The 26437-nt window shown below is 69.9% G+C and carries 26 protein-coding genes; 18 read left to right on the forward strand and 8 right to left on the reverse strand.

Annotation, left to right across the window (positions count from 1 at the left end):
* Together A3CQ_RS0149215 and A3CQ_RS0149220 are read right to left on the reverse strand one after the other, a co-directional pair.
* Positions 1-1170, reverse strand: coding sequence for an acetyl-CoA acetyltransferase (locus A3CQ_RS0149215; protein WP_020518371.1), 1170 nt, complete (start codon positions 1168-1170; stop codon positions 1-3).
* Positions 1167-1568, reverse strand: coding sequence for a Zn-ribbon domain-containing OB-fold protein (locus A3CQ_RS0149220; RefSeq protein WP_020518372.1), 402 nt, complete (start codon positions 1566-1568; stop codon positions 1167-1169). The genes A3CQ_RS0149215 and A3CQ_RS0149220 overlap by 4 nt, the downstream gene beginning before the upstream one ends.
* A 137-nt stretch (positions 1569-1705) precedes the next feature.
* Here A3CQ_RS0149220 and A3CQ_RS0149225 point away from each other — a divergent pair, with 137 nt between their 5' ends.
* Positions 1706-2371: a TetR/AcrR family transcriptional regulator gene (locus A3CQ_RS0149225; protein ID WP_020518373.1), complete on the forward strand. Its 666-nt coding sequence runs from the start codon at positions 1706-1708 to the stop codon at positions 2369-2371.
* A 3-nt stretch (positions 2372-2374) separates the two neighbouring features.
* On the opposite strand, the gene A3CQ_RS0149230 is transcribed toward A3CQ_RS0149225, so the two are convergent.
* A complete protein-coding gene (locus tag A3CQ_RS0149230) occupies positions 2375-3193 on the reverse strand; it encodes an enoyl-CoA hydratase/isomerase family protein (protein ID WP_020518374.1) in 819 nt (272 codons plus the stop codon).
* 129 nt (positions 3194-3322) lie between these two features.
* Between A3CQ_RS0149230 and A3CQ_RS58375 the strand changes: the two genes are divergently transcribed.
* From A3CQ_RS58375 to A3CQ_RS0149260, 6 genes are all read left to right on the forward strand, one after another.
* Positions 3323-4216: an alpha/beta fold hydrolase gene (locus A3CQ_RS58375; RefSeq protein ID WP_020518375.1), complete on the forward strand. Its 894-nt coding sequence runs from the start codon at positions 3323-3325 to the stop codon at positions 4214-4216.
* Entirely contained in the window at positions 4183-4905 is a 723-nt protein-coding gene (locus tag A3CQ_RS0149240) for a metallophosphoesterase family protein (protein WP_084699553.1), read from the forward strand. Before A3CQ_RS58375 ends, A3CQ_RS0149240 begins: the two co-directional genes overlap by 34 nt.
* A 95-nt stretch (positions 4906-5000) precedes the next feature.
* Positions 5001-6029: an acyl-CoA dehydrogenase family protein gene (locus A3CQ_RS56705; RefSeq protein WP_084699554.1), complete on the forward strand. Its 1029-nt coding sequence runs from the start codon at positions 5001-5003 to the stop codon at positions 6027-6029.
* 1 nt (position 6030) lies between these two features.
* Positions 6031-7149: an acyl-CoA dehydrogenase family protein gene (locus A3CQ_RS0149250; protein ID WP_020518378.1), complete on the forward strand. Its 1119-nt coding sequence runs from the start codon at positions 6031-6033 to the stop codon at positions 7147-7149.
* Entirely contained in the window at positions 7146-7919 is a 774-nt protein-coding gene (locus A3CQ_RS0149255) for an electron transfer flavoprotein subunit beta/FixA family protein (protein ID WP_020518379.1), read from the forward strand. The genes A3CQ_RS0149250 and A3CQ_RS0149255 overlap by 4 nt, the downstream gene beginning before the upstream one ends.
* 15 nt (positions 7920-7934) lie before the next feature.
* Complete coding sequence (locus A3CQ_RS0149260) at positions 7935-8882, forward strand: electron transfer flavoprotein subunit alpha/FixB family protein (protein WP_020518380.1); 948 nt, start codon at positions 7935-7937, stop codon at positions 8880-8882.
* A 53-nt stretch (positions 8883-8935) separates the two neighbouring features.
* On the opposite strand, the gene A3CQ_RS56710 is transcribed toward A3CQ_RS0149260, so the two are convergent.
* The 5 genes from A3CQ_RS56710 to A3CQ_RS0149285 all read right to left on the reverse strand — a co-directional run bounded on the left by A3CQ_RS56710 (position 8936) and on the right by A3CQ_RS0149285 (position 15196).
* Positions 8936-10471, reverse strand: a complete 1536-nt coding sequence (locus A3CQ_RS56710; RefSeq protein ID WP_020518381.1) for an MFS transporter — start codon at positions 10469-10471, stop codon at positions 8936-8938.
* Complete coding sequence (locus tag A3CQ_RS0149270; protein WP_020518382.1) at positions 10468-11211, reverse strand: ABC transporter ATP-binding protein; 744 nt, start codon at positions 11209-11211, stop codon at positions 10468-10470. Before A3CQ_RS0149270 ends, A3CQ_RS56710 begins: the two co-directional genes overlap by 4 nt.
* 2 nt (positions 11212-11213) lie before the next feature.
* Entirely contained in the window at positions 11214-13085 is a 1872-nt protein-coding gene (locus tag A3CQ_RS0149275; RefSeq protein ID WP_020518383.1) for a branched-chain amino acid ABC transporter ATP-binding protein/permease, read from the reverse strand.
* On the reverse strand, positions 13085-13951 hold the full coding sequence (locus A3CQ_RS0149280) for a branched-chain amino acid ABC transporter permease (RefSeq protein ID WP_020518384.1): 867 nt from the start codon (positions 13949-13951) through the stop codon (positions 13085-13087). Before A3CQ_RS0149280 ends, A3CQ_RS0149275 begins: the two co-directional genes overlap by 1 nt.
* Positions 13952-14026: 75 nt before the next feature.
* Positions 14027-15196 carry an ABC transporter substrate-binding protein gene (locus A3CQ_RS0149285; RefSeq protein ID WP_020518385.1) on the reverse strand — a complete coding sequence of 390 codons (1170 nt, stop codon included), beginning with the start codon at positions 15194-15196 and terminating at the stop codon, positions 14027-14029.
* Between the two features lie 324 nt (positions 15197-15520).
* On the opposite strand from A3CQ_RS0149285, the gene A3CQ_RS0149290 reads away from it, so the two are divergent.
* From A3CQ_RS0149290 to A3CQ_RS0149340, 11 genes are all read left to right on the forward strand, one after another.
* Positions 15521-17632 (forward strand): (Fe-S)-binding protein, encoded by a 2112-nt coding sequence (locus A3CQ_RS0149290; RefSeq protein ID WP_020518386.1) that lies wholly within the window; start codon positions 15521-15523, stop codon positions 17630-17632.
* A gap of 169 nt (positions 17633-17801) precedes the next feature.
* Positions 17802-18236 carry a PRC-barrel domain-containing protein gene (locus A3CQ_RS56715; protein ID WP_020518387.1) on the forward strand — a complete coding sequence of 145 codons (435 nt, stop codon included), beginning with the start codon at positions 17802-17804 and terminating at the stop codon, positions 18234-18236.
* A gap of 166 nt (positions 18237-18402) precedes the next feature.
* Entirely contained in the window at positions 18403-19080 is a 678-nt protein-coding gene (locus A3CQ_RS56720; protein WP_157297230.1) for a hypothetical protein, read from the forward strand.
* A complete protein-coding gene (locus A3CQ_RS0149305) occupies positions 19077-20108 on the forward strand; it encodes a diacylglycerol/lipid kinase family protein (RefSeq protein ID WP_020518390.1) in 1032 nt (343 codons plus the stop codon). The genes A3CQ_RS56720 and A3CQ_RS0149305 overlap by 4 nt, the downstream gene beginning before the upstream one ends.
* 217 nt (positions 20109-20325) lie before the next feature.
* Positions 20326-21150, forward strand: coding sequence for an alpha/beta fold hydrolase (locus A3CQ_RS56725; RefSeq protein WP_245577691.1), 825 nt, complete (start codon positions 20326-20328; stop codon positions 21148-21150).
* Positions 21151-21259: 109 nt separating this feature from the next.
* Positions 21260-22173 (forward strand): IS5 family transposase gene (locus A3CQ_RS56730; protein ID WP_370657647.1). Its coding sequence is split into 2 segments (ribosomal slippage): positions 21260-21527 and positions 21527-22173, totalling 915 coding nucleotides; the frame shifts between segments, so codons are not numbered across the junction.
* Positions 22174-22234: 61 nt separating this feature from the next.
* Complete coding sequence (locus A3CQ_RS0149320; RefSeq protein ID WP_026207075.1) at positions 22235-22735, forward strand: hemerythrin domain-containing protein; 501 nt, start codon at positions 22235-22237, stop codon at positions 22733-22735.
* Between the two features lie 40 nt (positions 22736-22775).
* Entirely contained in the window at positions 22776-22961 is a 186-nt protein-coding gene (locus A3CQ_RS0149325; protein WP_020518393.1) for a hypothetical protein, read from the forward strand.
* 228 nt (positions 22962-23189) lie between these two features.
* On the forward strand, positions 23190-24317 hold the full coding sequence (locus tag A3CQ_RS0149330; RefSeq protein ID WP_020518394.1) for a sugar ABC transporter substrate-binding protein: 1128 nt from the start codon (positions 23190-23192) through the stop codon (positions 24315-24317).
* A 22-nt stretch (positions 24318-24339) separates the two neighbouring features.
* Positions 24340-25110, forward strand: a complete 771-nt coding sequence (locus A3CQ_RS0149335) for an ATP-binding cassette domain-containing protein (RefSeq protein ID WP_040434329.1) — start codon at positions 24340-24342, stop codon at positions 25108-25110.
* On the forward strand, positions 25107-26375 hold the full coding sequence (locus tag A3CQ_RS0149340) for a sugar ABC transporter permease (RefSeq protein WP_020518396.1): 1269 nt from the start codon (positions 25107-25109) through the stop codon (positions 26373-26375). Before A3CQ_RS0149335 ends, A3CQ_RS0149340 begins: the two co-directional genes overlap by 4 nt.
* Positions 26376-26437 lie beyond the last annotated feature (62 nt).

Below are 26437 nucleotides of genomic sequence, written 5' to 3' on the forward strand. Positions count from 1 at the left end.
TCAGAGCGCCTCCGCCGTGCCGAGCACCGCGGTCACCTGACTCGAGAGCTGGCCGCCGTTGCCGTGCGCCACGGCCACCCGCGCGTCCGGCACCTGCCGCTCGCCGGCCTCGCCGCGCAGCTGGCGTACCGCCTCGATGACGGTGAAGATGCCGTACATGCCGGGGTGGGTGTAGGAGAGACCGCCGCCGTTGGTGTTCACCGGCAGCGCGCCGCCGGGCGCGATCCGCCCCCCGCTGACGAAGTCGCCGCCCTCGCCCTTGGCGCAGAAGCCCATGTCCTCCAGGAACATGATGGTGTTGATGGTGAACGCATCGTACAGCTCGACCACGTCGACGTCGGCCGGGGTGAGTCCGGCCATCGCGAAGGCGCGGGCCGCCGACTCGGTCGCCGCGCTCACCGTCAGGTCGGGCATCTGGTTGATCGATTTGTGCCAGTGCGCCTCCCCGGCCCCGAGCACATAGACCGGCCGTACGCCGAGATCGGCGGCCCGGTCGGCGCGCACCATCACGGCCGCGCCGCCGCCATCGGTGACGAGACAGCAGTCGTACGACGTGAACGGCGACGAGATCATCGGCCGGGCCAGCACGTCCTCGACCGTCAGCGGGTCCCGGGAGTACGCCCGGGGGTTCAGCCGCGCCCACTGCCGGGCGGCCACGGCCACCTCGGCCAGGTGGGTCCGGGTCGTGCCGTACTGGTACATGTGCCGGGCCGCGGCCAGCGCGTACCCGGAGATCGGGCTGCGCGGCTGGTACTGCGCCTCGTAGTTGGGTTGCTCCGGGCCCGCTCCCCCACCCAGCCGCGCCCGCCCGCTGTCGGCGCGCGGCGTCGAGCCGTAGGCGATCAGGGCCACGTCGCAGAGCCCGAGGCGCAGGGCGGCCGCGGCGTGGTGGACGAAGGTGACGAACGCGCTCCCGCCGATCATCGTGCTGTCGGTGTAGCGCGGCCGGATGCCGAGGTACTCGCCGAGGTCGACGGTGCTCATCAGCTTGCCGGAAACGACGCCGAACAGCCCGTCGACGTCCTTGACGGTCAGCCCGGCGTCGGCCAGCGCCCGGTGGCTGGCCTGGGCCGCCAGCTCGATCGCGTACCGGCCCGGGCCGACGTCGCCGAGGTCGGACTCCGCGACGCCGACGACGGCGGTCGCACCACGCAGACCGGCCGGGCTCATTGGGCCGCCTCCGGAGTGAACACGGCTCGGGGCCGGCCGTCGGCATCAGTGTCGAAAGCGATCCGGACCGCCATGCCGATCGCGACGTCCTCCGCGGGAATGTCATGAACCGAACTCAGTATGCGGAAGCCCTCGGCGAGGTCGACCATCGTGACCGCGTACGACGGGAGGTCCCGCCGGCGGATCGCCGTGGTGCTGTAGACCGTTCCCCGGCCGGCGCTCACCGCGAAGACCAGATCCGTGCCACCGCAGTGCGGGCAGCATATCCGCGGGTAGAAGACCGCTTCCTCGCAGGTCCGGCAGCGCTGATAGCGAAGCTCGCCGGCGGCCAGGCCCTCGCGGTAGACGACATCTGGGCGCAACATGTCGGTGAGAAGATCCTCGCTCACCACGGTCATGAGTTTCCTCCGAACTACCGAATCTGGTTCAGTAATAGGTGGCTCGACTATCCGGCGGCGACGGGGCCGTGTCAAGAAACTCCAGGGGGTACGGTGCCTATACTTGATTCAGTCCTGAGCGACCGAGGAGCGATGTGATGGCTTCAGTTGCCAAAGGCCGGCGTCAGCGTGCCGCGAAGGCCGATTCGATCGCGGCGCAGCTCACCGAGCCTCCGGTCAGCGGGCTCAAGCGCACGCTTCTGGACGTGGGCCTGCAGCACTTCGCCGTGCAGGGCTTCCACAACGCCAGCGTCGCCCAGATCGCCGAGCAGGCCGGCACCAGCGTCGGACTGCTCTACTACCACTTCGGCAGCAAAGAGGGCATGTACCGGGCGATCTGGGCCGACTACCAGCAGCGGCAGCACCAGCGCACGCACGAGGCGATCAAGCTCGTGCGCAGCGCCGGCATTACGGACGGCCGCACCCTGTTCCTGGTCGGCACCCGGGCGTACGTCTCGAACGCCTGGGAGAACCGGGACGTCGTGAAGCTGTTCTACGTCAACGACGTTCCGCCCGGCTTCGTCGCCGAGAGCCGGGCGATCACCGAGGAGTGGGTACGGATGAACACCCGCCTGCTCAACGTGCCCGACAACCTGGCCACCAAGGTCATGGTGGAGATGGCGGCGGCGGCGATCGGCGTGGCGTCCCGGCTGATCAGCCTGTGCTCGACGCAGGACGAGGCGGAGGAGGTCGTGGAGACCTCCATGCGCATCTTCGCCCGGCTGGTGGGCGCCGAGGCGGAGCCGATCCCCGCCCCGGCGTAACCGTCAGCGCCCGGTGAACTTGGGTTCCCGCCGCTCGACGAACGCGGCGGTGGCCTCCTTGTGGTCGGCGGTCAGCATCGACGAGAACTCGAGGAGCAGCGACGTGTCCAGCAGCAGGTTCAGCCGCTCGCGGAGGATCTTGTTGACCGACGTCTTGGTCCAGCGGATGGCCAGCGACGGCCCGTTCGCCAGCTTCCACGCGACCGCGAGGGACTCCTCGGCCAGGTTCTCCTTGGGCACCGCCCGCAGGACCAGGCCCAGCCGCTCGGCCTCCTTGCCGGTGATGCGCTCGCCCGTCATCAGGTAGTACTTGGCCGTGTTGATCGGCAGCAGCATCGGCCAGATCAGCGCGCCGCCGTCGCCGGCGACCAGGCCGATGCTGACGTGGGTGTCGGCCAGGATCGCGTCCTCGGCGGCGATGCAGACGTCGGCACAGAGCGCGAGGGTGGCGCCGAGGCCCATGGCGTAACCCTGGACCGCCGAGACGATCGGCTGCTCGACGTCCAGCATCGAGGCGATGATGTTCTTGGCGCCCTGCAGCATTCCGCCGGCGCGCTCGCCGAGGTTGGGCTCGGCGCCGCCCTGGGCGGTCGCCGCCATCCCCTTCACGTCGCCGCCCGAGCTGAAGGCCCGGCCCGCGCCGCGGAGCAGGATCGCCCCCACCGAGTTGTCGAAGCGGACCCGGTGGAAGAACTCCTCGAGCTCCTCGTGCATGCCACCCCCGACGGCGTTGAGGCTCTCGGGCCGGTTCATGGTGACCGTCAACAACCGGTCCTGCTGCTCGACCACGAGGGTCTGGAACTCTGGGTACTCCGCCCGCACGGCTGACCGCCCTTCAAGAACTGACTCTGATTCAGCCGATGTTCCATCGCGGAGCCAGCACAGTCAAGAACTCCCCTTTCCCACGGGCGAGGCATATGCTGAACGGCATTCGGGAGAGGGGGTGCATCGGTGTTCACGCCGGCATACCTGGACGTCCTGCGTGAGCTGGCGACCCGGGCCGGACTGGCCCCGGCCGATGCCAGGGCGCCCGACCGCGAGTGGTCGGCGGCGGGGATCTGGCTCGACGAGTGGGGCGCCGGCAACGGGCCGACGGTGCTGTTCCTGCACGGCAGCGGCCAGACCGCCCGAGTCTGGGACCTGCTCTGCGGTCACCTCGCGAGCCGCTACCACTGCGTGGCGCTCGATCTGCCCGGGCACGGCCGCAGCGACTGGGCCGACCCCGACTCGTACGCGATCGGCCGCACGGCCCTGCAGCTCGCGCCGCTGATCACCGGGCCCACGACCGTCGTCGGGCTCTCCCGCGGTGGTCTCATCGGGCTTCGCCTGGCCGCGATCGAGCCCCGGGTCGAGGCCCTGGCCGTGCTCGACATCGCGCCGTCCGTCCTGACCCGCCGCGAAAAGGGCGGCGAGGACCTGGGGACGCTGCTGCGCACCCCGGTCGTCCGGCCCACCGTCGAGGATTTCGTCGCCCTCAGCCACGCCCGCAACCCCCGCCGCGACCTCGGCCTGCTGCGAACCACCATCCGGCACAGCGTCCGGCAGCTGCCGGACGGCAACTGGACCTGGCACTGGGATCCGGCCATGTTCGCCGGCGACCGGGCCGACATCAGCGGCGACCTGGAGAACGACGCCCGTGCCATCGGCGGGCCGCTGCTGGTGGTCCGCGGCGAGCACAGCCCGATGCTGGATCCGGGCGAGGCGGCCCGGTTCGCCGCGCTGCCGGCCGACGGGGAGTACGTGACCGTGCCGGCGGCCGGGCACAGCATCCCCGGCGACAACCCCGCCGGCCTGCTGGCCGTCCTCGAGCCGTGGCTGGACCGCGTGACGGGGTCGTGGCGGTGACCGCCGGCCGCGAGGCCCGCCTGCTGCACACCTCGGACCTGCACGTCGGCTCGTCCCTTCTGGCCGAGCACGGTCTGGCCGGGGTGCGGGCGGTGGCCGATGCCGCGACCCGGGCCGAGGCCGACGCGGTGCTCATCGCCGGCGACCTGTTCGACCACGCCCGCGTCCCGGACGCGCTGATCGCCGACTGCCTGCGCGAGCTGCGCCGGATCCGCTGCCCGCTGGTGATCGCGCCCGGCAACCACGACCTGACCGCGCCCGGCTCGGTCTACGACCGGGTCGACCTGCGCCGGGCCGGCGAGGCGGTGACACTGGCCCGCGACCCCGACGGCGAGCACGTCACGCTGGGCGCCGTGTCGATCTGGTGCCGCGGGTTCCTGTCGCACGAGCCGTCGTTCCGCCCGCTCGGCGGCTACCGGCCCGGCCCCGGCGACGGCTGGCAGGTCGCCATGGCCCACGGGCACTACGCCCGGCCCGGCGCGGCGCCGCGGTCGAGCCCGATCCACTCCACCGAGATCGCCGCCACCGGCTGCGCGTACGTGGCCCTGGGCCATTGGCACCATTTCGAGGAGGTCAGTTCCGGGGGCGTGGCCGCCTGCTACTCCGGCGCGCCCGGCGAGAGCGGCTCGGTCAATCTGGTGACGCTGGCACCGGGCCGCGGCGCCGAGATCGTACGGACGCCATGCTGAATTTGATTCGGTAGGTGCTGTGCTGGTTGACCACGATAGAAGCTGGTGGTACGAACTATTCACCGAGTGCGGTTCAGTCTTCGAGAGGACGTGCGATGCTCGCGGTACCTACGCCTGAGCAGGAACTGCTCGCCGATACAGTCCGATCCCTCGGCGCCGCCGTGGGTGTACGCAATCCGCAGGACCTCGACGCCTTCCAGCACGAGAAGGCATGGGCGGCGCTCGCCGGGACCGGGCTGCTCGGCCTGCGGGTCCGCGACGACGGGCAGCCCGAGGCGTCCGGCGTCGACGTGATGATCGTGGCGCAGGGCCTCGGCGCGCAACTGAGCCCGGCGCCGTTCCTGGCCTCGGCCGCGCTGGCGATCGAGTTGCTGGAGCTGGCCGGCGCCGACCGGCCGCTGATCGACGCCATCGCCGCCGGCGACGCCCAGCCCGGCCTGCTGCTCGACCGCGGCCTCACGGGCCTGGCCGACATCACGGCCGGTGACGGCGGCGTGCTGATCGGCGGCGTGCACAGCGACCACGCCCTCGCGCTGCGGGGCAACCAAGTGGTCCGGGTCCAGGGACCCTTCGGCCCCGGCGGCGGCGCCGACCTCACCTCCCGTACGACCCGGATCGCCCCCGGCACCGAGCTGAGCGCGACCGGCGTGGGCGAGCCGCTGACGCCGGAAGCGGTCCGCCGCTGGACCGCGCTCGCGCTGACGCTGGTCAGCGCGGACTGCGCCGGAGCCATGCGGGCGGCGGTGGACGGCGTCATCGAGTACAGCAAGCAACGGATCGCGTACGGGGTGCCGATCGCCTCGTTCCAGGCCCTGCAGCACCTGATCGCCGACGCGTTCACCGCCTGCGAGGCGGCCGTGACGACCACCAGCTACGCGGCCTGGGCGATCGACGCCGCCGAGCCGGTCGAGGCGCTGCTGGCCGCCCGCACCGCCAAGGCGTGGGTCGGCGCCGTCGCCCGCAACGTCGTCGAGACGGTCATGCAGATCTACGGCGGCATCGGCCAGACCTGGGAGCACATCTCCCACGTGTACGCCCGGCGGGCGCTGCTCGACGTCGCTCTGTTCGGCGACGAGAACTACCAGCTCGACCAGATCTTCGACCTGCGGCGGGAAGTGGGCTGACGTGGATTTCCTCGACTCACCCGAAGAAGCGGAGTACCGGGCCGGCCTACGCGCGTGGCTCGAGCGGCTGACCGCCGAGCACGACGGGCCCGGCATGTCCACAAGGGACTGGCACCGGACGCTGTACGACGCCGGCTACATCGGACAGACCTGGACCGTCGAGGAGGGCGGCAAGGGCCTTCCCCCGACGTACGACGTCATCCTCACCCAGGAGGTGGCGCGGGCCGACGCGCCCTCGGTGCCGGCCAATCCCAACTACCTGGGCCGGACCATCTTCAAATTCGGCACCGAGGAGCAGAAGGCCAAGTTCCTGGAGCCGACGCTCAACGGCGACATCCAGTGGTGCCAGGGCTTCAGCGAGCCGGGCGCGGGCTCCGACCTGGCGTCGATGCGTACCCGGGCCGAGCTGGTCGGCGACGAATGGGTGATCAACGGCCAGAAGCTGTGGACCAGCGCCGCCCACGAGTCCGACTGGTGTTTCCTGCTGGCCCGCAGCGAGCCGGACGCGCCACGGCACAAGGGCATCTCGGTCTTCCTGGTCGACATGAAGACGCCGGGCGTGACCGTGCGGCCGATCCGCACCACCGACGGCCACGAGCACACCTGCGAGACCTTCTGGGACGACGTCCGGATCCCCGCCGGGAACATCCTCGGCCGGCGCGGCGGCGGCTGGCCGATCGCCATGTGGGCGCTGCAGTTCGAGCGGGGGCCAGCCGATCTGGGCATCGTCGCCGGTCTCCTCAAAGGACTTCACAAACTTGACGCGTACGCCCGGGAGCACGAGCTGGACGCCTCGGCCGACGTCCGGCGCGCCATCGCCAAGGCCTATGTCGACATCCGGGTCCTCGACCTGAACTCGGTCCGTCAGCTGTCGAACCGCGTCGCCGGCCACGCGCCGGGCTCGGACGGGCCGGTGGCCAAGCTGCTGTGGGCGATCGGCGCGCAGTCCCTCGGGCACGCCTGGCTCGACGCCCTCGGCCCGCTGGCGCTGACCGGCGCCGACGACGGCCACGCCGTGTCCGAGTACTTCTACTCGCGCCCGTCCAGCGTCTACGGCGGCTCGGCCCAGATCCAGCGGAACCTGCTCGCCCAGCGGTTCCTGGGGATGCCGCGCACATGAACATCGTCGTGCTGGTCAAGCAGGTGCCCGACTCCGGCGGCGACCGCCGGCTCACGGCCGACGGCACGACCGACCGGTCGGGCGGCAACGTCCTTAACGAGATGGACGAGTACGCGGTCGAGGAGGCACTGCGGCTGCAGGCCGCGCACGGCGGCACGGTGACACTGCTGACGATGGGCCCGGAAACCGCCGTCGAGGCGCTGCGCAAGGCCCTCGCGATGGGCCCGGACGCGGCCGTGCACGTCATCGACGACGCGCTGCCGGGCTCGTGCGCGGTGGCCACCTCCAAGGTGCTGGCGGCCGCGCTGCGGACGCTCGACGCCGACCTGGTGATCGCCGGCGCCGAGTCGACCGACGGCCGGGTCCAGGTGATGCCGCACATGCTGGCCGAGCGGCTCGGCATCGCCGCCCTCACCGGCGCCCGGAAGGTGACCGTGGACGGCTCGGCGCTGACCATCGAGCGGCAGACCGACGGCGGGTACGAGGTGGTGACCGCCGCGACGCCGGCGGTGGTCTCGGTGTGGGACACCATCAACGACCCGCGGTACCCGTCGTTCAAGGGCATCATGGCCGCCAAGAAGAAGCCGGTCCGGCGCCTGTCGCTGGCCGACCTGGGCATCGCGCCCGGCGAGGTCGGCGTGGCGGGCGCGTCCTCCGAGGTGCTCGCGCACGACCGGCGCCCGGCCCGCTCGGCCGGCGCAACCGTCGCCGACGAGGGCGCCGGCGGCGTGCGCCTGGTCGAGTACCTCACCGCCGAGAAGTTCGTCTAGGGAAGGGGTTACGACATGGCCGAGGTCCTCGTCGTCGCCGAGGCCTCCGCGGCCGCCGGCGTCAAGAAGGTCACCCTCGAGATGCTGACCGCCGCCCGCACGATCGGCTCGCCGAGCGTCGTGGTGTTCGGCGACGAGCCGTTCGCCGACAAGCTCGGGGAGCACGGCGCCGAGCGGGTCTACCTCGCCGGCGCCGCCGACATCGACGACTTCCTGGTCGCCCCCAAGGCCACCGTGCTGGCCGACTTGATCCGCCGCGTACGGCCGGCGGCGGTGCTGCTGGCCTCCACCCAGGAGGGCAAGGAGATCGCCGGCCGCCTGGCGGTGAAGCTCGACAGCGGACTGCTCACCGACGCCGTCGCCGTGGCGCCGGACGGGACCGCCACCCAGGCGGTCTTCGCCGGGCAGGTGATCGTCACCGCCCGGGTCCGGCGGGGCGTCCCGCTGATCACGTTGCGACCGAACTCGCTGACCCCGTCGCCGGCGCCGGCGACGCCGGTGGTCGAGCCGCTCGCGGTGGCTGTGACCGATGCCGACCGGCTGGCTCGGGTCACCGAGCGGGTGGTCGAACGCAAGGGTGCCCGGCCCGAGCTCACCGAGGCGTCCATCGTGGTCTCCGGCGGCCGCGGTGTCGGCAGCGCCGACAGCTTCGCGCTGGTCGAGGAACTCGCCGACCTGCTCGGCGGCGCGGTCGGCGCGTCGCGGGCGGCGGTCGACTCCGGCTTCTACCCCCACCAGTTCCAGGTCGGGCAGACCGGCAAGACCGTGTCGCCGCAGCTGTACGTCGCGCTCGGCATCTCCGGCGCGATCCAGCACCGGGCCGGCATGCAGACCAGCAAGACGATCGTCGCCGTCAACAAGGACCCGGAGGCGCCGATCTTCGAGCTCGCCGACTTCGGCGTCGTCGGCGACCTGTTCAAGGTCGTCCCGCAGGCCGCCGACGAGATCCGCAAGCGCGCCTGAACCGACGGAAGGGCCGGCATCCCGATCGGATGCCGGCCCTTTGTCGTGCCGGGTCAATGCTGCGCGACGGGTTCCTCCTCGACGACCGGGACGCGGTCGTGCATGGGGACCTCGGGCATCAGCGCGATGCACCCGAGCGTGATCAGCGTCAGCGGCGCGATCACGGCGAAGATGACGCCGAAGGCCGTGCTGTAGGCGTGCTCGTACACGCCGGCCAGCGCGTCGCCGATCCGGCCGAGGTTGGGCACCTCGGTGGCCTGGTCGTAGGTCATCGCGACGCCGATCCGGGCGGCGCCGTCCTGGACCCGGCCGGCGATCACCGCCTTGAGAACCGCGCCGAGGGCGGCGACCCCGGCCGCGCCGCCGAGGAAGCGGGCGAACCACAGCGACGCGGTGCCGACGCCGAGCTGGTGCGCCGGCAGGGCGTTCTGGACGGCGATGATGACGTGCTGTTGCAGGATGCCGACGCCTATCCCGAGCACGAACAGGTCGGCCGCGATCACGGCGTACGGCATGGAGGCCGCGGAGACCGCGAGCAGAGCGGCCCCGACCAGTTGGCACACGGCCCCGGCCACCAGGAACGGCTTGAGCACGCCCAGCCGGCTGATCAGCCGGCCGCCGAAGAAGATGCCGCTGAACGAGCCCGCGATCAGCGGGATGGTGGCCAGGCCGGCGGTGGTCGGCGCCAGGCCCCGGCCGATCTGCAGGAACTGCGCGATGAAGATCGGCGCGCCGAGCGAGACCATGCCGGCCACCAGCGAGCCGACCACGGTCAGCGCGATCACCCGATGGGAGAACATGCGCAGCGGCAGCAGCGGGTCGGCCACGCGCCGCTCCACCACGACGAAGGCGATCGACAGCAGCACACCGGCCAGTAGAAGCGCCACCGCCGGCGCCGACCACCAGGCGAAGACGTCGTCGCCGAGCGACAGCCACAGCATCAGCGGCACGACCGCGCCCACCACCAGCACCGCGCCCAGCACGTCCACCCGGCTGCGGCCGGGGCGGTTGGGCACCTCGACGTGCCGGTGCACCAGCCACATCGCGGCCAGTCCGAGCGGGAGGCTCACGTAGAAGCAGGCCCGCCAGCCGACGACCGGCGTCTCGACCAGCAGACCGCCGATGAGCGGCCCGCTGATCGTGCCGACGGCGATCGAGATGCCGTTGTACGAGCTGTACCGGCCGCGCATGCGCGGCGAGACGATGGCCGCGACGATCGTGCCGCCGAGCGCGGTCAGCCCGCCGGTGCCGATGCCCTGCAACGTGCGGGCGCCGATCAGCATCGCCGGGTTGATCGCGAGGCCGGCGCAGGCCGATCCGGCGAGGTAGACCGACATGGCCGTGACGAACAGCCTCTTCTTGTCGAACAGATCGGCCAGCTTGCCCCAGATCGGGACGGTCACGGTCAGCATGAGCAGATAGGTGACGACGACCCAGGTGTAGTCGCGGACACTGCCGTTCAGCGAGGCCATCACCCGGGGCAGCGACGTCGCCACGATCGTCGACGACAGGTTGCCGACGAAGCCGCCCAGGATGATGCCGGACAGGGAGAGCAGGATGGCGCGATGCGCGACTCGCGGTTCGGTCACGCGCCGGCCACCGGGGTCCCGGACCGGCCGAGATAGATCTCCCGGATCACCGAGGCGTCGTCGAACTGCTTGACCGGGCCCTCGGCCGCGACCCGGCCGTTGTCGATCACGACGATGTGGTCGGCGACCGTGATGGCCGCCTCCACCACCTGCTCGACCAGCAGGATCGACAGCCCTTCGCGTTTGAGCTCGCCGATGAGCGCGAACACGTCCTTGACGATGGTCGGGGCCAGCCCGGCGCTCGGCTCGTCCAGGATGAGCAGCTTGGGATCGGACATCAGGGCCTGCGCGATGGCCAGCATCTGCTGCTGTCCGCCGGACAGACCGCCGGCGAGGGCCTTGCGACGCTCGGCAAGAACCGGGAAGCGGGCGTACGCCCGATCCAGCGCGGCGCGGCGGGCAGGGGTGCCCCGGCGCCAACCGGCCAGCGTCACGCTGCCGATCAGCAGGTTCTCCTCGACCGTACGCTGCCGGAAGATCTGCTTGTTCTCCTGGACGTAGCCGATGCCGCGGCGGATGCGCCGGTGCGGCGCCTCGCCGGTGATGTCCTCGCCGTCGAACACGATCCGGCCGGCGGCGGCCGCGGGCGGCAGGCCGGCGATGGCGTTGAGCAGCGACGTCTTTCCGGCCCCGTTGCGGCCGAGCACGATCGTGCTGGTGCCGGTCCGCACGCTCAGCGACACGTCCCACAGCACCCGCAGATCGCCGTACGCGGCCGTCAGTTCGGAAATCTCGAGCATGGTCAACGCTCCTCGGTCTGCGACAGTGCGGGCTCGGCGAAGTCGTCGATGCTGGACGGGCCCTCCGCTGACGGCGTCGATCCCACGTACTCCTCGAGCACCCGCGGGTCCGCCTGGATCTCGTCCGGCGTCCCGCTGGCCAGCAGCCGGCCCTGCGCGAGCACGTGAATGGTGTCGGAGAGCTTGAGCACCAGCGGGAAGTTGTGCTCCACCAGCACGACCGTCCCACCGGCTCGCTTGATCATCCGGATCGCGTCGGCCAGCCGGTCCAGATCGCTCTCGTCGAGACCGGAGCCGACCTCGTCGAACAGGAACAGGCTCGGCCGGGCGGCGAGGCAGCGGGCCACCTCGACCAGCCGCCGGGTGCCCAGCGGCAACGAGCTGACCGGGTCCTCGGCCACGTGCCCGATGCCGAGCAGTCCGAGCAGGCGTCCCGCCTCGGCGTCGTCGGCGCGGGTACGACGGAAGTAGCCGGGCAGCCGCAGGATCGACGCCGCCATGCCGGCCGACTCCCCGATGTACCGGCCGGTGGCGACGAACTGTCTGGTGGTCAGATCCTTCGGGATCAGCGGTGTCTGGAAGGTACGGGCCACGCCGGCCCGGGCCACCTGGTACGACGCCAGGCCGGCCAGCGTGCGCGAGCCGAGCGAGATCGTGCCGGAGGTCGGACGGTAGAACCCGCAGACCAAATTGAGCAGCGTCGTCTTGCCCGAGCCGTTCGGGCCGATCACCGCGGTGACCTCGCCCGGCTTCGCGGTGACGCTCACGTCGTCGAGGGCGCGGTTTCCGCCGAACGACTTCGATACGCCCTGGACCGCCAGTTCCTCGCCGGGCAGCTCGTTCTCCTCGGCGGCGGGTGGCGGGGCCACCTCCGTCCGCACGGGCAGGGTGACCGTGGGCCACCAGCCCCGGCGGCGCAGCACTCCGGCCAGCTGCCGGCCGGCGCCGATGACTCCGTTGTAGAGGAAGACACCGGCCAGAATGAGGAAGGCCCCGTACAGCACCAATTGCCATTGGTTGAACGAGGTGAACTCCTGCTGAGTGATCTGCAGCAGGGCGGCGCCGATGAAGGCGCCGTAGATCGACGTCGAGCCGCCGATGACCGATGCCGCCAGAATGCTCAGGGCGAGCTGGAAGGTGAACGTGTCGGGGGCGATGAAGTTCTGGAGCCACCCGTAGAGCACGCCGGCCAGCGCGGCCGGAATCGCACCGAACAGGTACGCCAGCAGCTTCAGCCGGAACACCGAGATGCCCAGGCTGGCCGCCAGCACCGGGCTGTGCTTGAGCACCAGGAACGCGGCGCCGTGCCGGGACAGCACCAGGTTCCGGAAGACGGCGAACCACAGCGCCGTGACCAGCAACGTGAGGAAGTAGAAGTTGGTACCGGTGATCGTGCTGCCGAACAGCGTCGGCGCCGGCACCGAGATGCCCAGCGTGCCGGCGGTGAAGTGCTCGAACACGTTGATGAAGTCGGGCAGCAGCAAAACCAGGAAGAACGTGACCATCGCCAGCGACCAGCCGCCGAGCCGCAGGCCGGGGATGCCGGTGACCAGGCCGATCACAATGACGACCAGGATCGCGATCGGGATCACGATCAGGATCTCGGTGACGCCGTGCGCGCTGCCGAGATAGCCGGCGACGTAGGCGCCCGTGGCGTACAGGGCGACCTGGCCGACGGCCAGCTCGCCGGCGTACCCGAGGACGATGTTGATGCTGCTGACCAGCAGCGCCAGCCCACAGATCAGCATGACGGTCCGAGCCGCGTACAGGCTCATGCCGAAGTACGGTGCCGCCATGGCGGCCAGCAGGACCACGATCGGCAGGGCCGGCCGGAGGGGACGGAGCCGGGTGGCGGTGAGGGCGGCACGGGACATCAGACGACCCTTTCCATTGCGCGACCGAAGATTCCTCGCGGACGGGTGAGCAGGACGGCGAGGAAGACACCGAACACGACGATCTGCGGGTAATCGCTGCCGATGTAGCGGGCGGACAGCGCGAAGATGATTCCGGTGATGAAGCCGCCGAGCAGCCCGCCCAGCTGGCTGCCGGCGCCGCCGATCGCGATGGCGACGAACCCGAACAGCGCCAGGCTGTTGCCCAGCGACGGGATGGCGTAGGTGTGCGCGCCGACCAGCAGGCCGGTGGCGCCCGCGATGCCACCGGCCACGGCGAAGGCGCCGACCCCGAGCAGCTTGGTGTCGATGCCGCGTACCGAGGCCGCGTCGCGGTTCTCGGCGACCGCCAGCGAGGCGATGCCCAGCAGGCTGCGCCGCGACCAGAAGTGGATGCCGAGGCCGATCGCCAGGGTCGCGATGATCAGCAGAAGGTCCATCGGCGCGATGACGCCGCCCAGGATCGTCAGCGGATCGTTGCTGATCGGGATCGCCAGCTGCTTGGGGTCGGAGCCGGCGGTCACCTCGGCGAGCCCGCTCATCACGGTGGACGCGCCGACCGTGGTGATCAGGGCGGCGTGGATGTCGCGCCGGGCGAGCAGCGGGCGGATGGCCACCCGCTCCTCGACGATCGCCACCACCGCCACCGCGATCGTGGCGAACAGAACGGTCAGCGGCCAGGGCAGGTGGAAGGTCACGCTGCCCAGGAACGATGCGTACGTGGCGAGCATGATCAGCTGCCCGTGCGCGAAGTTGAACACCCCCGAGGCCAGCAGCACCGTGTTGTAGCCGATGGCCACCAACGAGTACAGGGCGCCGATCACCAGCCCCGACCAGATAGTCGTCATTACGTCCTCGCCTCCGGCGTCGGTACGGCGCCGCGAGTGACCGGTTACGGCCACTCGCGGCGCGAGATCGGTCGATCAGGAGCCCGCCGTGACGACGTACATGCCGTTGGCGTCGGTGGTGGGCGGCGGGACGAACTCGAACGTCTCCGACGTCGGGCACGGGAAGTGGGTCTGCGGGCTGTAGCAGTAGTCGATGGCCGAGGCGTCCTTGCCGTTGCCGAGCAGGTCGCCGGACGGCTTCTGGAACTTGCCGCTCTCGAGCAGCTCCTTGACCTTGTCGCCGTCCGAGGTGCCGGCCTGGGTCGCGGCCGCGCGGGCGAGCATGACGTTGTCCCAGCCGACCGCGTACGGGCTGACGCCGTACGTGGGGAATTGGGCCTTGTGATCGCCGTTCTTCACGGTGTCGATGAAGGCCTGGAGTCCGTCGGGGTGCGGCGAATCGGCCAGGCTCGGCTTGTTCACCTGCACCATGACGTTCTTCAGGCTCTCCGGCGGCAGGTTCTTGGCCAGCGGGAAGCTGCTGGCCAGGGTGTCGGCGTAGGTCGGCAGGTCCCAGCCGAGCTGCGCGCGGCTCTTGAAGACGTAGAGCGTCGGGGCGCCGTACCCGTTGAGGATCAGCGCGTCGGGCTTCTCGGCCTGCAACTTCTGCAGCTGCGGCGTCATGTCCAGCGACGTCTCCTTGTAGGTCGCCGAGACCAGCGGGATGCCGGCCTCCTTCATGGCCTCCTGGTACGCCGCGAACGAGCCTTGGCCGGTGGCGCTGTCGGCGTACAGCATCGCGACCTTCTTGAAGCCCTTGGCCTGCGCCTCCTTGGCGAAGAACGGCCCGGACTCGGCCGAGGCGACCGTGGTGGCGAAGCCGTAGGGGTACTTGTCCGGGTGGTCCAGCGCCGCCTTCGAGTTCGGCGCGCTCAGCGAAATGATCTTCCGGGACGCGAGCACCGGCAGCAGGCTGAGCGCCACCGCGCTCGACGACCCGGCGTACACCGCATCCGGTGTCTTGCCGGACGCCAGGTACTTCTGCAGCAGGGTCACGGCGGTCGTCGGGTCGTTGCCGTCGTTCTGGACGACCAGCTCGACCTTGCGGCCGTTGATGCCGCCCTGCTCGTTGACCTTGTCGACCGCGAGCTGGAAGCCGCCGATCTCCGCGTCCGTGAACGCGGCGACGGGTCCGGTGACCGAGACCGACACGTAGTAGATGAACGGCGAGTCCTTACCGGCACTCGACGCCTTGTTTGAGTCCAACTCAGTTGAGCCCCCGCAGGCCGTGAGAAACAGCGCGCACACGGCGCTTGCTGCGAGAAAAATGCGACTAAGGGGTCGTGTTGACATGAGGATGTCCTCCCAGCGCCGACGGCGGAATGAACGTCGCTCAGCCTTCTTACCCCGCCGCGTGTGACGCAGTCAACAGGCGATTTGAGCGTGCGCAGCTCTGACACGGTTCCGCGGCGACCCGGATGGCGGATCAGACACTGAACCGCGCTCAAATTCTGCCGGAAACCTCTTCAGCAACGGCACCCCGAGGACTTAGGCTCCTGATCCAGTTCCGTGGCGCGTGGGAGGCCGCAGATGGGGTTCGCGCAGATGGTCGCCACCGTTCTGGCCGGCGCCGTGACGGTCACGGCCGTCGTGCTGGCGGTGCGTGCCGTTCTGACGATCACCGCGGTGATCCGTCAGGGTCAGCCGGCGCATTTCGCGTCCTATGGCGTCCGGTTCAGGAGGATGGTGGCGGAGACGCTCGGTCACACTCGGATGCTCAAGTGGGGCTACATCGGCGCGGCGCACTGGTTCGTGATGGTCTCCTTCATGATCCTGTTCCTGCTGGTCGTGGAGGCGTACTTCGAGGTCGTCGACCCTTCCGGCGGGCTGCCGGTCATCGGCGGTTGGACGCCGTACGGGCTGGTCACCGAGTGGGTCGGGATCCTCGGGCTGGCCGGGATCCTGTACCTGATCGTGATGCGGCAGAGAGCCCGGCGGGCGCCGCGGTCCCGGTTTCTCGGCTCGACGATGTGGCAGGCCTACTTCGTCGAGGGCGTGATCCTCGGCGTACTCACCTGCGGGTTTTTGATCCGGGGTTTCAAGGTCGCCAACGACACGTTCGAGTTCCCGGTCTGGGCGACGCCGCTCTCGCACGCGATCGGGTCGATCCTGCCGGCGGCGGCGGATGGGCCGACTTGGGTGGCGTTGGTCAAGCTGCTCATCTCGATGGGCTGGCTGATCACGATCGCGCTGAACCCGACGATGGGCGTCGCATGGCACCGGTTCCTAGCGTTCGTCAACATCTTCTTCAAACGCAGCCCGGAGAGACCGGCCGGGTCCGGGTTGGGCGGGCTGCGGCCGATGACCAGCGCCGGCAAGCCGCTCGATTTCGAGGAGGCCGACCCGGAGAAGGACCAGTTCGGGGTGGCCGCGGTCGAGCAGTTCACCTGGAAGGGGCTGCTGGACTTCTCCACCTGCACCGAATGCGGGCGTTGCCAGTCGCAGTGCCCGGCCTGGAACACCGCCAAGCCACTATCGCCGAAGCTGCTGGTGCTGTCCCTGCGGGATCACGCCTACGCGAAGGCGCCGTATCTGCTCGCGGGCGGTGGGAAGGATCTGACCGGCTCGGCCGAGGAACTCGCCGGCGTCGACGTGCTCGCTATGGCCGAGGCGCAGCGGCCGTTGATCGGCACCGCCGCCGAGAACGGGATCATCGACCCGGACGTGCTGTGGTCGTGCACCACCTGCGGTGCGTGTGTAGAGCAGTGCCCGGTCGACATCGAGCACGTCGATCACATCGTCGACATGCGCCGCTACCAGGTCCTGATCGAATCGAGCTTCCCGGCCGAGGCCGGCGTCATGCTGCGCAACCTGGAAAACAAGGGCAACCCGTGGGGCGCCCCGCAGAACACCCGCGAGGACTGGACCAAAGGCCTCGACTTCACGGTGCCGCGGGTCGGCGAGAAAGACGACTTCGAATACCTGTTCTGGGTCGGCTGCGCCGGCGCGTTCGAGGACCGGGCGAAAAAGACCACGCGGGCGGTGGCCACCCTGCTGCACCAGGCGGGTGTCGACTACGCCATCCTCGGCGAGGGCGAAACCTGCACCGGCGACCCCGCCCGCCGGATCGGCAACGAGTTCGTCTTCCAGATGCTCGCCCAGCAAAACGTCGAAACCCTGCAGGAAGCCAACGTCAAGAAGATCGTCGCGACCTGCCCACACTGCTTCAACACCCTCGGCAACGAGTACGACCAACTCGGGCTGAAGGTCGAAGTCGTGCACCACACCCAACTGCTCGCCCACCTGGTCTCCACCGGGAAGCTGACCCCGGTGGAGAAGATCGCCGGTGATCTGACCTACCACGACCCGTGTTACCTGGGCCGGCACAACCGGGTCTTCGACGCCCCTCGGGAGATCCTCGGGGCCACCGCCACCGTGGTCGAGATGCCCCGTAACTCCGAGCGTTCGTTCTGCTGCGGTGCCGGCGGCGCCCGGATGTGGATGGAAGAGAAAATCGGCAAACGGATCAACATCGAACGCACCGAAGAAGCCCTGGCCACCGGCGCCAAGACGATCGCCGTCGGCTGCCCGTTCTGCTACACGATGATCGGCGACGGCGTCACCGCGAAAGCCGAACACGACAACGTCGAAGTCGTCGACGTCGCGACGGTCCTGCTCCGCTCACTCAAACAGGACGCCTAGGCGCTCGGGCCGATCCATGTTTTGACCCGTCGTGGCGAGGGCACACCAGTGACCGCAGGCTCACACGTGAGTCGGACTTCGTCGTGACGAAGAAGTCCGGAGGTGGCCGTCCAGACCCCAGCGGCCCGGAACCACGCCGCACCCGCTGGACCCCCTCGGAAGGACAATCATGATCGCCCGATCCGACCTGGAATACCTGAACGGCGCCGACGTCTACTCCCCCAGCGGCAGCAAGATCGGCTCGGCCGGCCAGGTCCACTTCGACGACCGGACCGGCGAGCCGGAATGGGTAAGCGTTCGTACCGGGCTCTTCGGCCGGAAGGAGTTCCTCGTACCGCTGGGCGAGGCCACCCTCGTCGACGAGCGGATCGAGGTCCCGTTCGACAAGGATCGGGTCAAGGGGGCGCCGCCGATCGACGCCGACCGGGATCTCAGCCCGGCCGACGAGGAGGAGCTCTACACCTATTACGGCCTCAGCCACGGCGCCGGACGGCTCGGCCGTGCGCCGATCACCGGGGACGCCGTCACCGGCGAAGTCCGCACGCAGCCGATCAACTACCACGTCGACGGCGGAACCGCCAACGGCAAGCACCGCAGCAGCTGATCCGATCGACGCGCCACGTGTCCTGGCCGCAAGGCGGGCCTCGTCCCGGATGTCCACGAGAAACGCGGCGATCCGATGTGTTCGACGAGCGGAAGCCGGGTATTACGGGATCTGCTCGCCCAGGACCCCGGCGGCGTTTTCGTACCGACGCCCAGCGGGAGCGGCAATGCGATCAACCGAAATCGGCGGCGGATCGGTGATCATGCCGGCCACGACCATCAGCGGTCTCGTCCACGCGGCGGCGAATCTCGACACCGATGCCGTGAGCGGCGCCGTGCGCACATCGATCGCGTCGTACGGGGTGACCCGGACCTGGGAGTGGCTGGTCTCCCCGGCGTGGCACGCCGTCCGGGACAGCCGGCACGACACCGATGTGTCGGAGCGGCTCTTCACCCGCGCGGTGGCGCAGGTCCTGATGACGGTGCGGAGCCCGCTTGATCGGTTACCGGTCCTGGTCCTGATGGCATGCACCCCACGGGAGCGTCACGTGTTGCCGTTGGAGGCCTTCGCCGCCGCGCTGGCCGAGGTCGGCGCCGGCAGCTGCGTGCTGGGGACGCGGGTCCCGTCGCCGGCGGTGGTGGCCGCGACCCGGCGCCTGCTCCCGGCCGTGACAGTCATCTGGTCGCAGACCGGGGATACGGCCGATCCCCGGCAGATCCGGACGCTGCTGACCGCCTGCCCGGGCGTCGAGGTGATCGCCGCGGGTCCGGGCTGGGGCGACGCGGCGCTGCCCGCCGTCACGGTGAGCGCGGCGCTGAAACTGACGCTCGTACGCATCAGCACGGGCGGAGGGCACACCTCCGGCCCGATCACCACAACAGATCACGAGGGCATCACGACATGAATTCACCGGCGTCAACCCGCCCGCCGCGAGCCGGAGCGCTGCGCTCGGCCGTCATCGTGAATCCGACGAAGGTTCCCGACCTCGAACAGCTGCGCCGGACCATCACCGACGCGCTGGCCGTCGCGGGGTGGCCGGAACCGATGTGGCTCGAGACCACGGCCGACGACCCGGGACTCGGCCAGACCTCCCGCGCCGTGCGCGACGGCGCGGAACTCGTCTTCGCCTGCGGCGGCGACGGCACGGTCATGGCCTGCGTGACCGCCCTCGCCGGAACCGACGTCGCCCTCGCCGTGCTCCCCGCCGGCACCGGCAACCTGCTGGCCGTCAACCTCGGGCTCACCGGCGACATCGCGACCGGCGTCGAGGTCGTCCTCCAGGGCGGCCGCCGCCGCATCGACGTCGGCTCCGTCGGTGACCAGAGCTTCGCCGTGATGGCCGGCATGGGCTTCGACGCCCACATGATCGACGCGACAAACGACACGGCGAAGAAGCACATCGGCTGGCTCGCCTACGCCGCCGGGGCCTTCCAGCACCTGCGCGACCGCCCGATGCGAACCCGCATCACCCTCGACGACCGGCCGCCGTTCGCCCGGCGCCCCCGCACCGTCATCGTCGGCAACGTCGGACGGCTCCAAGGCGGCATGCGCCTGCTCAGTGAGGCCCAGCCCGACGATGGTCTGCTCGACGTCGCCATCCTCAGCCCGAGAACCCTGCGGCACTGGTTGTCGCTCGGCTGGGGGGTCCTGCGCCGCAAGGACACCGTCGCCCGCATGGAGACGTTCACTGCCACCCGGGTGGAGATCCGCAGCAACCGGGTCCAGCCCCGCCAGCTCGACGGCGACCTCATCGACCCGGGCAAGGAAATGCTGATCACCGTACGCCCGAAGGCGCTGCTGCTGTGCGTACCGCAACCCGACACCGACCCCGACCTCGCCCACGACGCCGCCGCAACCGAACGCGACGCGGAGAGACTCCGTCAGGCGACCGCCGCGGACTCCGGACCGCCGTTGAGATCTCCGGCGCAGTGACGCCCGACCGGTTTGGCTTGCGAATCGCGGGGCATTCGTACGGTGCGGCTCGCCGACTTGCCTTGCTCTTGGGAGACACCTCATCACGACCATCATCAGCCGGGCTCCAGCCGGCCCGCAGCACAGCGTCAGCGAGACCCGCCGGGAGCGGAAAGTCAGGGTAGGCGGAGGCACCATCGCCTGCACGACCGCCGGCACCGGGGAGCCGCTGCTTCTGATCCACGGTCTCGGCGGCTCGCGCCGGACCTGGGACCGGGTTCTCGACGGCCTCGCCGCCACCCACACGGTCATCGCCCCCGACCTGCCTGGCCACGGGGAATCGGACGCGCCGGCCGGCGACTACTCGCTCGGCGCGCTCGCCGCGTCGCTTCGCGACCTGCTCGTCGTTCTCGGCCACTCCTACGCGACCGTCGTCGGCCACAGCCTCGGCGGCGGAGTCGCCCTGCAATTCGCCTACCAGTTCCCGGAGCGCATCGAGCGGCTCGCTCTGATCAGCAGCGGCGGTCTCGGCCCACAGCTGACTCCGGTGTTGCGCGCCGCCACCCTGCCGGGCGCGCAGACCGTGGTCGCGGGCCTGGCTCTGGTACCCCGATCCGTCACCCTGCGAACGTTGAACGCGGTGTCGTCGATCGCGCCTGCCCTCCTGGCCCGGCCCGACGCCGGCCCGGTCGCCGACAGCCTGCGCCTGCTCACCCACGCCGGGCAGCGCCGCACCTTCATCCGTACCGCCCGGACCGTCATCAACTGGCGTGGGCAATCCGTCAGCGCCACCGGGCATCTCGAGCAACTCGCCGGCCTGCCGGTGTTGCTGGTCTGGGGAACTGACGACAAAACCATTCCGCCGCACCATCACCGCGGCGTGGCCGGCCTGCTCACCGATCCGCGGCTGCTCGAGATCGACGGCGCGGGTCACTACCCACAGGAAACCGCCGCCGACCGGCTCCTGCCGGCTCTGCGGCAGTTCCTCGAGTCGACGGCGCCGTTCCGCTACACCGAATCCCGCTGGCGCCGCCAGCTCACCACTCGGGCAGGCAGGCCCTAGGTCGTGTTTCGTAGGGGCGTCGATGTTGCGGCGCGGCGGTGATCGATAACTGAAGAGGTCTCCGGTAGTTGGTTCAGCGACCAAGCTAGAACTTCACACCGGAGACCTCGTGCCGAGCGTAGCGGCAGCGAGGCGACATGACCTGACCGACGGGCAGTGGGCGGCGCTGGAGTCGCTGCTGCCGGCGGGAGCAGGTCATGCTCGGCCGCGCAGATGGACCATGAGAGTGATCATCGACGGGATCCGGTGGCGGGTCCGGACCGGCTCGCCGTGGCGGGATGTGCCCGTGGTGTATCCGCCGTGGCAGACGCTGTATCGATGGTTCCGGCGGTGGCAGCGCGACGGTATCTGGACGCAGATCCTGGCGGCGTTGCAGGCCGAGCCGACGCCGCCGGGTTGATCGGCTGGACGGTGAGCGTGGACTCGACCATCTGCCGCGCCCATCAGCACGCGGCCGGCGCCCGCCGCGACGGTCACCGGCAGAAGGAACCGCCTGGAGGCGTGCAGGCGGAGCCGGCCGATCACGGACTCGGCCGATCGCGGGGCGGTTGGACCACCAAAACCCATCTGGCCTGCGAACAAGGCCGCAAACTGATGGCCGTGGTCGTGACCGCTGGCCAGCGCGGCGACAGCCCGCAGTTCATTCCCGTGCTGGCCAAGGTGCGAGTGGCCCGAGCCGGTGGCGGCCGGCCTCGGACCCGGCCGGACACGGTGTTGGCCGACAAGGCGTACACGTCCAAGGCCAACCGCGCCCATCTGCGTCGCCGCGGCATCCGAGCGTGCATCCCGAGCAAGACCGACCAGGACGCCCACCGCAAGGCCAAGGGGTCCAAGGGCGGACGCCCGCCCGCCTTTGACCCCACGGAGTATCGCTTGCGTCATGCCGTGGAATGCGGCATCAACCAGCTCAAACACCACCGCGCCATGGCCACCAGGTACGACAAGCTCGCCGTACGCTACGAAGCCACCCTCACCATCGCGGCCATCAACCAATGGCTCCGCGCCCTACGAAACACGACCTAGCCCGGATCATCGCGAACTCGGGTGATGGGCCGTGCCCATGCCCGCCGAATCGGAGGACCTCATGTCGACCGACGCCATTGTCATTCTCAAGAACGACCACAAGACCATCAAGAAATTGTTCAAGGAGTTCCAGGACGCCGGCGACGGCGCCGCCAAAACGAAGGGCCGGATCGTCGGCCGCATCATCGAGGAGCTCACGGTCCATACGTACCTCGAGAACGAGTGCATGTATCCTGAGGTCCGCAAGCTCCTGCCCGCCCTCGAGGACGACATCCTGGAGTCGTACGAGGAGCACCACGTCGCCGACGTGCTGTGCGCCGAGTTGTTCGCCATGGAGCCGAGCGACGAGCGTTTCGACGCGAAGACGACCGTCCTGATCGAGAACGTCACGCATCACATCGACGAGGAAGAGCAGGACTGGTTCCCGAAGGTTCGCGAGGCCCTCGGACGCAACCAGTTGCGGGAGCTGGGCGTCCGCATGAACGACATGCGCGAGAAGGCGCCGCGCAACCCGGCGCAGCCCTCGGCGCTGAAGAAGGCGGTCGACGCGATCACCGCCTGACGACCCGCCCCACTCACCGAACGTACACAAAGGACCGTGAATGACACCGAATCACAACCATGCCACCCTGTTCGTGGCACCTCCGGCAACGCGCGGCACCGAGGCCGCCGGACGGCCCCGATCGACCGTCGACGACGGGGCCGAGGCGATGCGCCGGCTCCGTGACCCGTTCGCGGTCCGGTCATTGATCAATCCTCGCCGAGCCGGCGAGCGGACGGCCGAGTAGGCGGCGAGCTCCGGCCGGGCCGAGCCGCACGCTCCGCACACCGTGCCGTCGGCGGTTTCTTTCTCATGTCCTTCTCATCGTGACCGCGCAACAGTGGTCCACGAGCGGAGAACGGCGTCCTCCTCACCATTCCGGACCTGCGCCTCGTCGTATTGGCGATGAGGCATAAAGGCATGCCGGTCCGAGGAAAAGGCCGCCCTCCGAAAAGACATGATGAAAGGAAGCGCGATGATGCGCACTCTGCCCCGCAAATTCCTTGCGACCTCCGGAGTCGGGCTGATGCTGCTCGGCGGGCTGGCCGCCTGCGGCAGCAGCAACTCCGGCAGCGGCTCCGGCGGCGGCTCCGGCAGCGGCTCGACCGCGGCGAAGAACACCAAGGTCGGCGTCCTGCTGCCGGACACGGCGTCCTCCCCCCGGTGGGTCTCGGCCGACCCCAACGAGATCAACAAGCAGTGCAAGGCGTACGGGCTGACCTGTTACGTCGACAACGCGAACGGCACCGCCACCACCCAGCAGTCCCAGGCCCAGGCCCTGATCAACGCGGGCGTCGGGGTGCTGCTGGTCACCAACCTCGACCCGGGCTCCGGCAAGGCGATCGAAACCCTCGCCCAGCAGCACAACGTGGTCACCATCGACTACGACCGGCTCACCGCCGGCGGATCCGCCTCGTACTACGTCTCGTACAACAACGTGAAGGTCGGCGAGGACCAGGGCACCGCTCTGACCCAGGCGCCGCAGGTCAAGGGCAAGACCGACGTCAACTACGTCGAGATCGACGGCGCGCCGACCGACAACAACGCGACCCAGTTCGCGCAGGGCTACAACTCGGTGCTGTCGAAGCAGCCCGGCTGGCACAAGCTCGCCGAGCAGACCGGCAACTGGGATCCGGCCACCGCGCAGACCGTCTTCACGACCATGCTCGGTCAGCACCATGACATCAACGCGGTCATGGTCGCCAACGACACCATGGCCCAGGCCGTGATCAACGTGCTCAAGGCTCAGGGCCTCGCGGGCAAGGTCGCCGTCTCCGGGCAGGACGCCACCGCCGGTGGTCTGGACAACATAATGTCTGGCACGCAGGCCTTCACCATCTACAAGCCGGTCGCCGGAGAGGCCGACGTCGCCATCAAACTCGCCTCGCAGATCCTCGACGGACAGAAGCCGGCCGCGCCGGCCATGACCAAGGACCCGACCAGCGGCCGCGAGGTCCCCTCGTTCCTGGCCACGCCCACGGTCATCACCAAGGCCAACGTCGCCCTGCCGGTGACCGACGGCTACGTCACCGCCGCCGCGGTCTGCCCGACTCCGGCGCTGCAGAAGCTGTGCACCGCCAACGGCATCAACGTCGCCGGCTGATTCGCGGGAACAGGTGACCACGATGCTGCAGCTGCGCGGCGTGTACAAGGCATTCGGGCCGGTCCAGGCGCTCACCGCCGTCGACCTCACGGCCGAGGCGGGTGAGGTGACCGCGCTGGTCGGCGACAACGGCGCGGGCAAGTCAACCCTGATCAAATGCATCGGCGGCACCTACACCGTCGACGCCGGCGACATCCTGATCGACGGCGAGCCGGTCGTCGTACGGGATCCGCGGGATGCGGCCGCTCTCGGCATCGAGATCGTCTACCAGGATCTCGCGCTCTGCGAGAACCTCGACATCGTCGAGAACATGTTCCTCGGCCGGGAACGCCGCAACCGGCTCGGGACCCTCGACGAGAACACGATGGAAAGGCTGGCCCGGCAGGCCCTGGCCTCGCTGTCGGTGCGCACGGTTCATTCCGTACGCCAATTGGTGGCCAGCCTTTCCGGCGGGCAACGGCAGACCGTGGCCATCGCCAAGTCGGTGCTGTGGAAGTCGAGGGTCGTCATCCTCGACGAGCCCACCGCGGCGCTCGGCGTCGCCCAGACCGAGCAGGTCCTCGACCTGGTACGCCGGCTCGCCGACCAGGGTGTCGCGGTCGTCCTCGTCTCGCACAACATGAACGACGTCCTGCGGGTCGCCGACTCCGTCGCGGTGCTCTACCTCGGGCGGATGGCCGCGCAGGTCCGCCGCCGCGACGTCACGCAGACGCAGATCGTCGAACTGATCACCGCCGGCCGTTCGGGCGCACTGGGCCTCTCGCCGGCCGAATCGACCGGAGCAACGGTATGACCACCCAACTCGACGACCTCGTCGAGCACGACGAACCGCAGGCGCCGGCCGGGCTGGGCGACTACACCCGCTCCTATCTGGCCCGGCTCCGCGGCGGACAGCTCGGATCCCTTCCCGCGATCGCCGGACTGGTCGTCATCACGGCCGTCTTCGCCGTCGTGCACCAGGGTTTCCTCAGCGCCTACAACATCGAGGCGCTGGTCATCCAGGCCGCGCCGATCATCATCATGGCGATGGGTCTTATCTTCGTACTGTTGCTCGGCGAGATTGATCTGTCCGCCGGCACGACGGGCGGGCTGTGCGCAGCGATCATGGCCGTCCTGCTGCTGCGCCACGGCGTGCCCTGGTGGCTCGGGATGGTCGCCGCGCTCGCCTCCGGCGTCGTGATCGGACTGGCGATGGGGTGGCTGCGCGCCCGGGTCAAAATTCCGTCGTTCGTCATCACGCTCGCCACGTTCCTGGCCTTCCAGGGCGTCACCCTGATCCTCATCGGCGGGCAGGGCTCGGTGATCCTGCCGAGCGGTTCCCCGCTGATCGGCCTCGAGAACAGCTTCGTCCCGATGTGGGCCGGCTGGGTGTTGCTCGCGGTGGTCGTCGCCGGCTACGCCGCAGTCAAGATCAACGACGCGGCCGGGCGGCGGCGCGCGGGCCTGCCGGCCACGCCGACGGCCATCATCGCGGTAAAGGTTCTGACCGTTGCAATCCTCGGGGCATTTTTCACGTACGTCATGGGGCTCAACCGCAATCTGACCACCAACGCCTTCTTCGCCAACAAGGCCGAGGGAATGCCCTGGGTCGTGCTGCTGCTGGTCGTGCTGTTCGCGGCCGGGCACTTCGTGCTGAGCCGCACCCGCTACGGCCGGCACCTCTACGCCGTCGGCGGCAACGCGGAGGCCTCCCGGCGGGCCGGGATCGTCGTGTCCCGCGTGCGCGTCTCGGTGTTCGCCATCTGTTCCGGGATGGCGGCGGTGTCCGGCATCGCCGCCGCGTCGCTGCTGCAGTCGGTCCAGTCGAACGCCGGCGCCGGCAACACCCTGCTGCTCGCCGTGGGCGCCGCGGTCATCGGCGGCACGTCGCTGTTCGGCGGCCGCGGCCACATGATCGACGCCGTCCTGGGCGGGCTCGTCGTCGCCGTCATCACCAACGGCATGAGCGACCTCATCCAGGGTTCCAACTCGGCCGGCTTCGAGTGGGTGGTCACCGGCGCGGTCCTGCTGCTGGCGGCCGGCTTCGACGCCGTCGTGCGGCGCGGCAGCCCCACCTGAGGCACCGCCGCGCGGCGCGGCAGCCCCAGGTACGGCACCGTCGCGCGGCGCGACAGCCGCCA

The organism is Paractinoplanes globisporus DSM 43857, from assembly GCF_000379645.1.
Taxonomy (GTDB): Bacteria; Actinomycetota; Actinomycetes; order Mycobacteriales; family Micromonosporaceae; genus Actinoplanes; species Actinoplanes globisporus.

Excerpts from the sequence above, each read along its gene's own strand:
- A3CQ_RS56720 (WP_157297230.1), top strand. The coding sequence starts at position 18,403 with ATGCGATCAACCGAAATCGGCGGCGGATCGGTGATCATGCCGGCCACG.
- A3CQ_RS0149275 (WP_020518383.1), bottom strand. The coding sequence starts at position 13,085 with ATGTCCCGTGCCGCCCTCACCGCCACCCGGCTCCGTCCCCTCCGGCCG.
- A3CQ_RS0149330 (WP_020518394.1), top strand. The coding sequence starts at position 23,190 with ATGATGCGCACTCTGCCCCGCAAATTCCTTGCGACCTCCGGAGTCGGG.
- A3CQ_RS0149320 (WP_026207075.1), top strand. The coding sequence starts at position 22,235 with ATGTCGACCGACGCCATTGTCATTCTCAAGAACGACCACAAGACCATC.
- A3CQ_RS56705 (WP_084699554.1), top strand. The coding sequence starts at position 5,001 with ATGCTCGCGGTACCTACGCCTGAGCAGGAACTGCTCGCCGATACAGTC.
- A3CQ_RS0149305 (WP_020518390.1), top strand. The coding sequence starts at position 19,077 with ATGAATTCACCGGCGTCAACCCGCCCGCCGCGAGCCGGAGCGCTGCGC.
- A3CQ_RS0149340 (WP_020518396.1), top strand. The coding sequence starts at position 25,107 with ATGACCACCCAACTCGACGACCTCGTCGAGCACGACGAACCGCAGGCG.
- A3CQ_RS0149335 (WP_040434329.1), top strand. The coding sequence starts at position 24,340 with ATGCTGCAGCTGCGCGGCGTGTACAAGGCATTCGGGCCGGTCCAGGCG.
- A3CQ_RS0149255 (WP_020518379.1), top strand. The coding sequence starts at position 7,146 with ATGAACATCGTCGTGCTGGTCAAGCAGGTGCCCGACTCCGGCGGCGAC.
- A3CQ_RS0149220 (WP_020518372.1), bottom strand. The coding sequence starts at position 1,568 with ATGACCGTGGTGAGCGAGGATCTTCTCACCGACATGTTGCGCCCAGAT.
- A3CQ_RS0149325 (WP_020518393.1), top strand. The coding sequence starts at position 22,776 with ATGACACCGAATCACAACCATGCCACCCTGTTCGTGGCACCTCCGGCA.
- A3CQ_RS0149215 (WP_020518371.1), bottom strand. The coding sequence starts at position 1,170 with ATGAGCCCGGCCGGTCTGCGTGGTGCGACCGCCGTCGTCGGCGTCGCG.
- A3CQ_RS0149290 (WP_020518386.1), top strand. The coding sequence starts at position 15,521 with ATGGGGTTCGCGCAGATGGTCGCCACCGTTCTGGCCGGCGCCGTGACG.
- A3CQ_RS0149260 (WP_020518380.1), top strand. The coding sequence starts at position 7,935 with ATGGCCGAGGTCCTCGTCGTCGCCGAGGCCTCCGCGGCCGCCGGCGTC.
- A3CQ_RS0149280 (WP_020518384.1), bottom strand. The coding sequence starts at position 13,951 with ATGACGACTATCTGGTCGGGGCTGGTGATCGGCGCCCTGTACTCGTTG.
- A3CQ_RS0149270 (WP_020518382.1), bottom strand. The coding sequence starts at position 11,211 with ATGCTCGAGATTTCCGAACTGACGGCCGCGTACGGCGATCTGCGGGTG.
- A3CQ_RS0149225 (WP_020518373.1), top strand. The coding sequence starts at position 1,706 with ATGGCTTCAGTTGCCAAAGGCCGGCGTCAGCGTGCCGCGAAGGCCGAT.
- A3CQ_RS56715 (WP_020518387.1), top strand. The coding sequence starts at position 17,802 with ATGATCGCCCGATCCGACCTGGAATACCTGAACGGCGCCGACGTCTAC.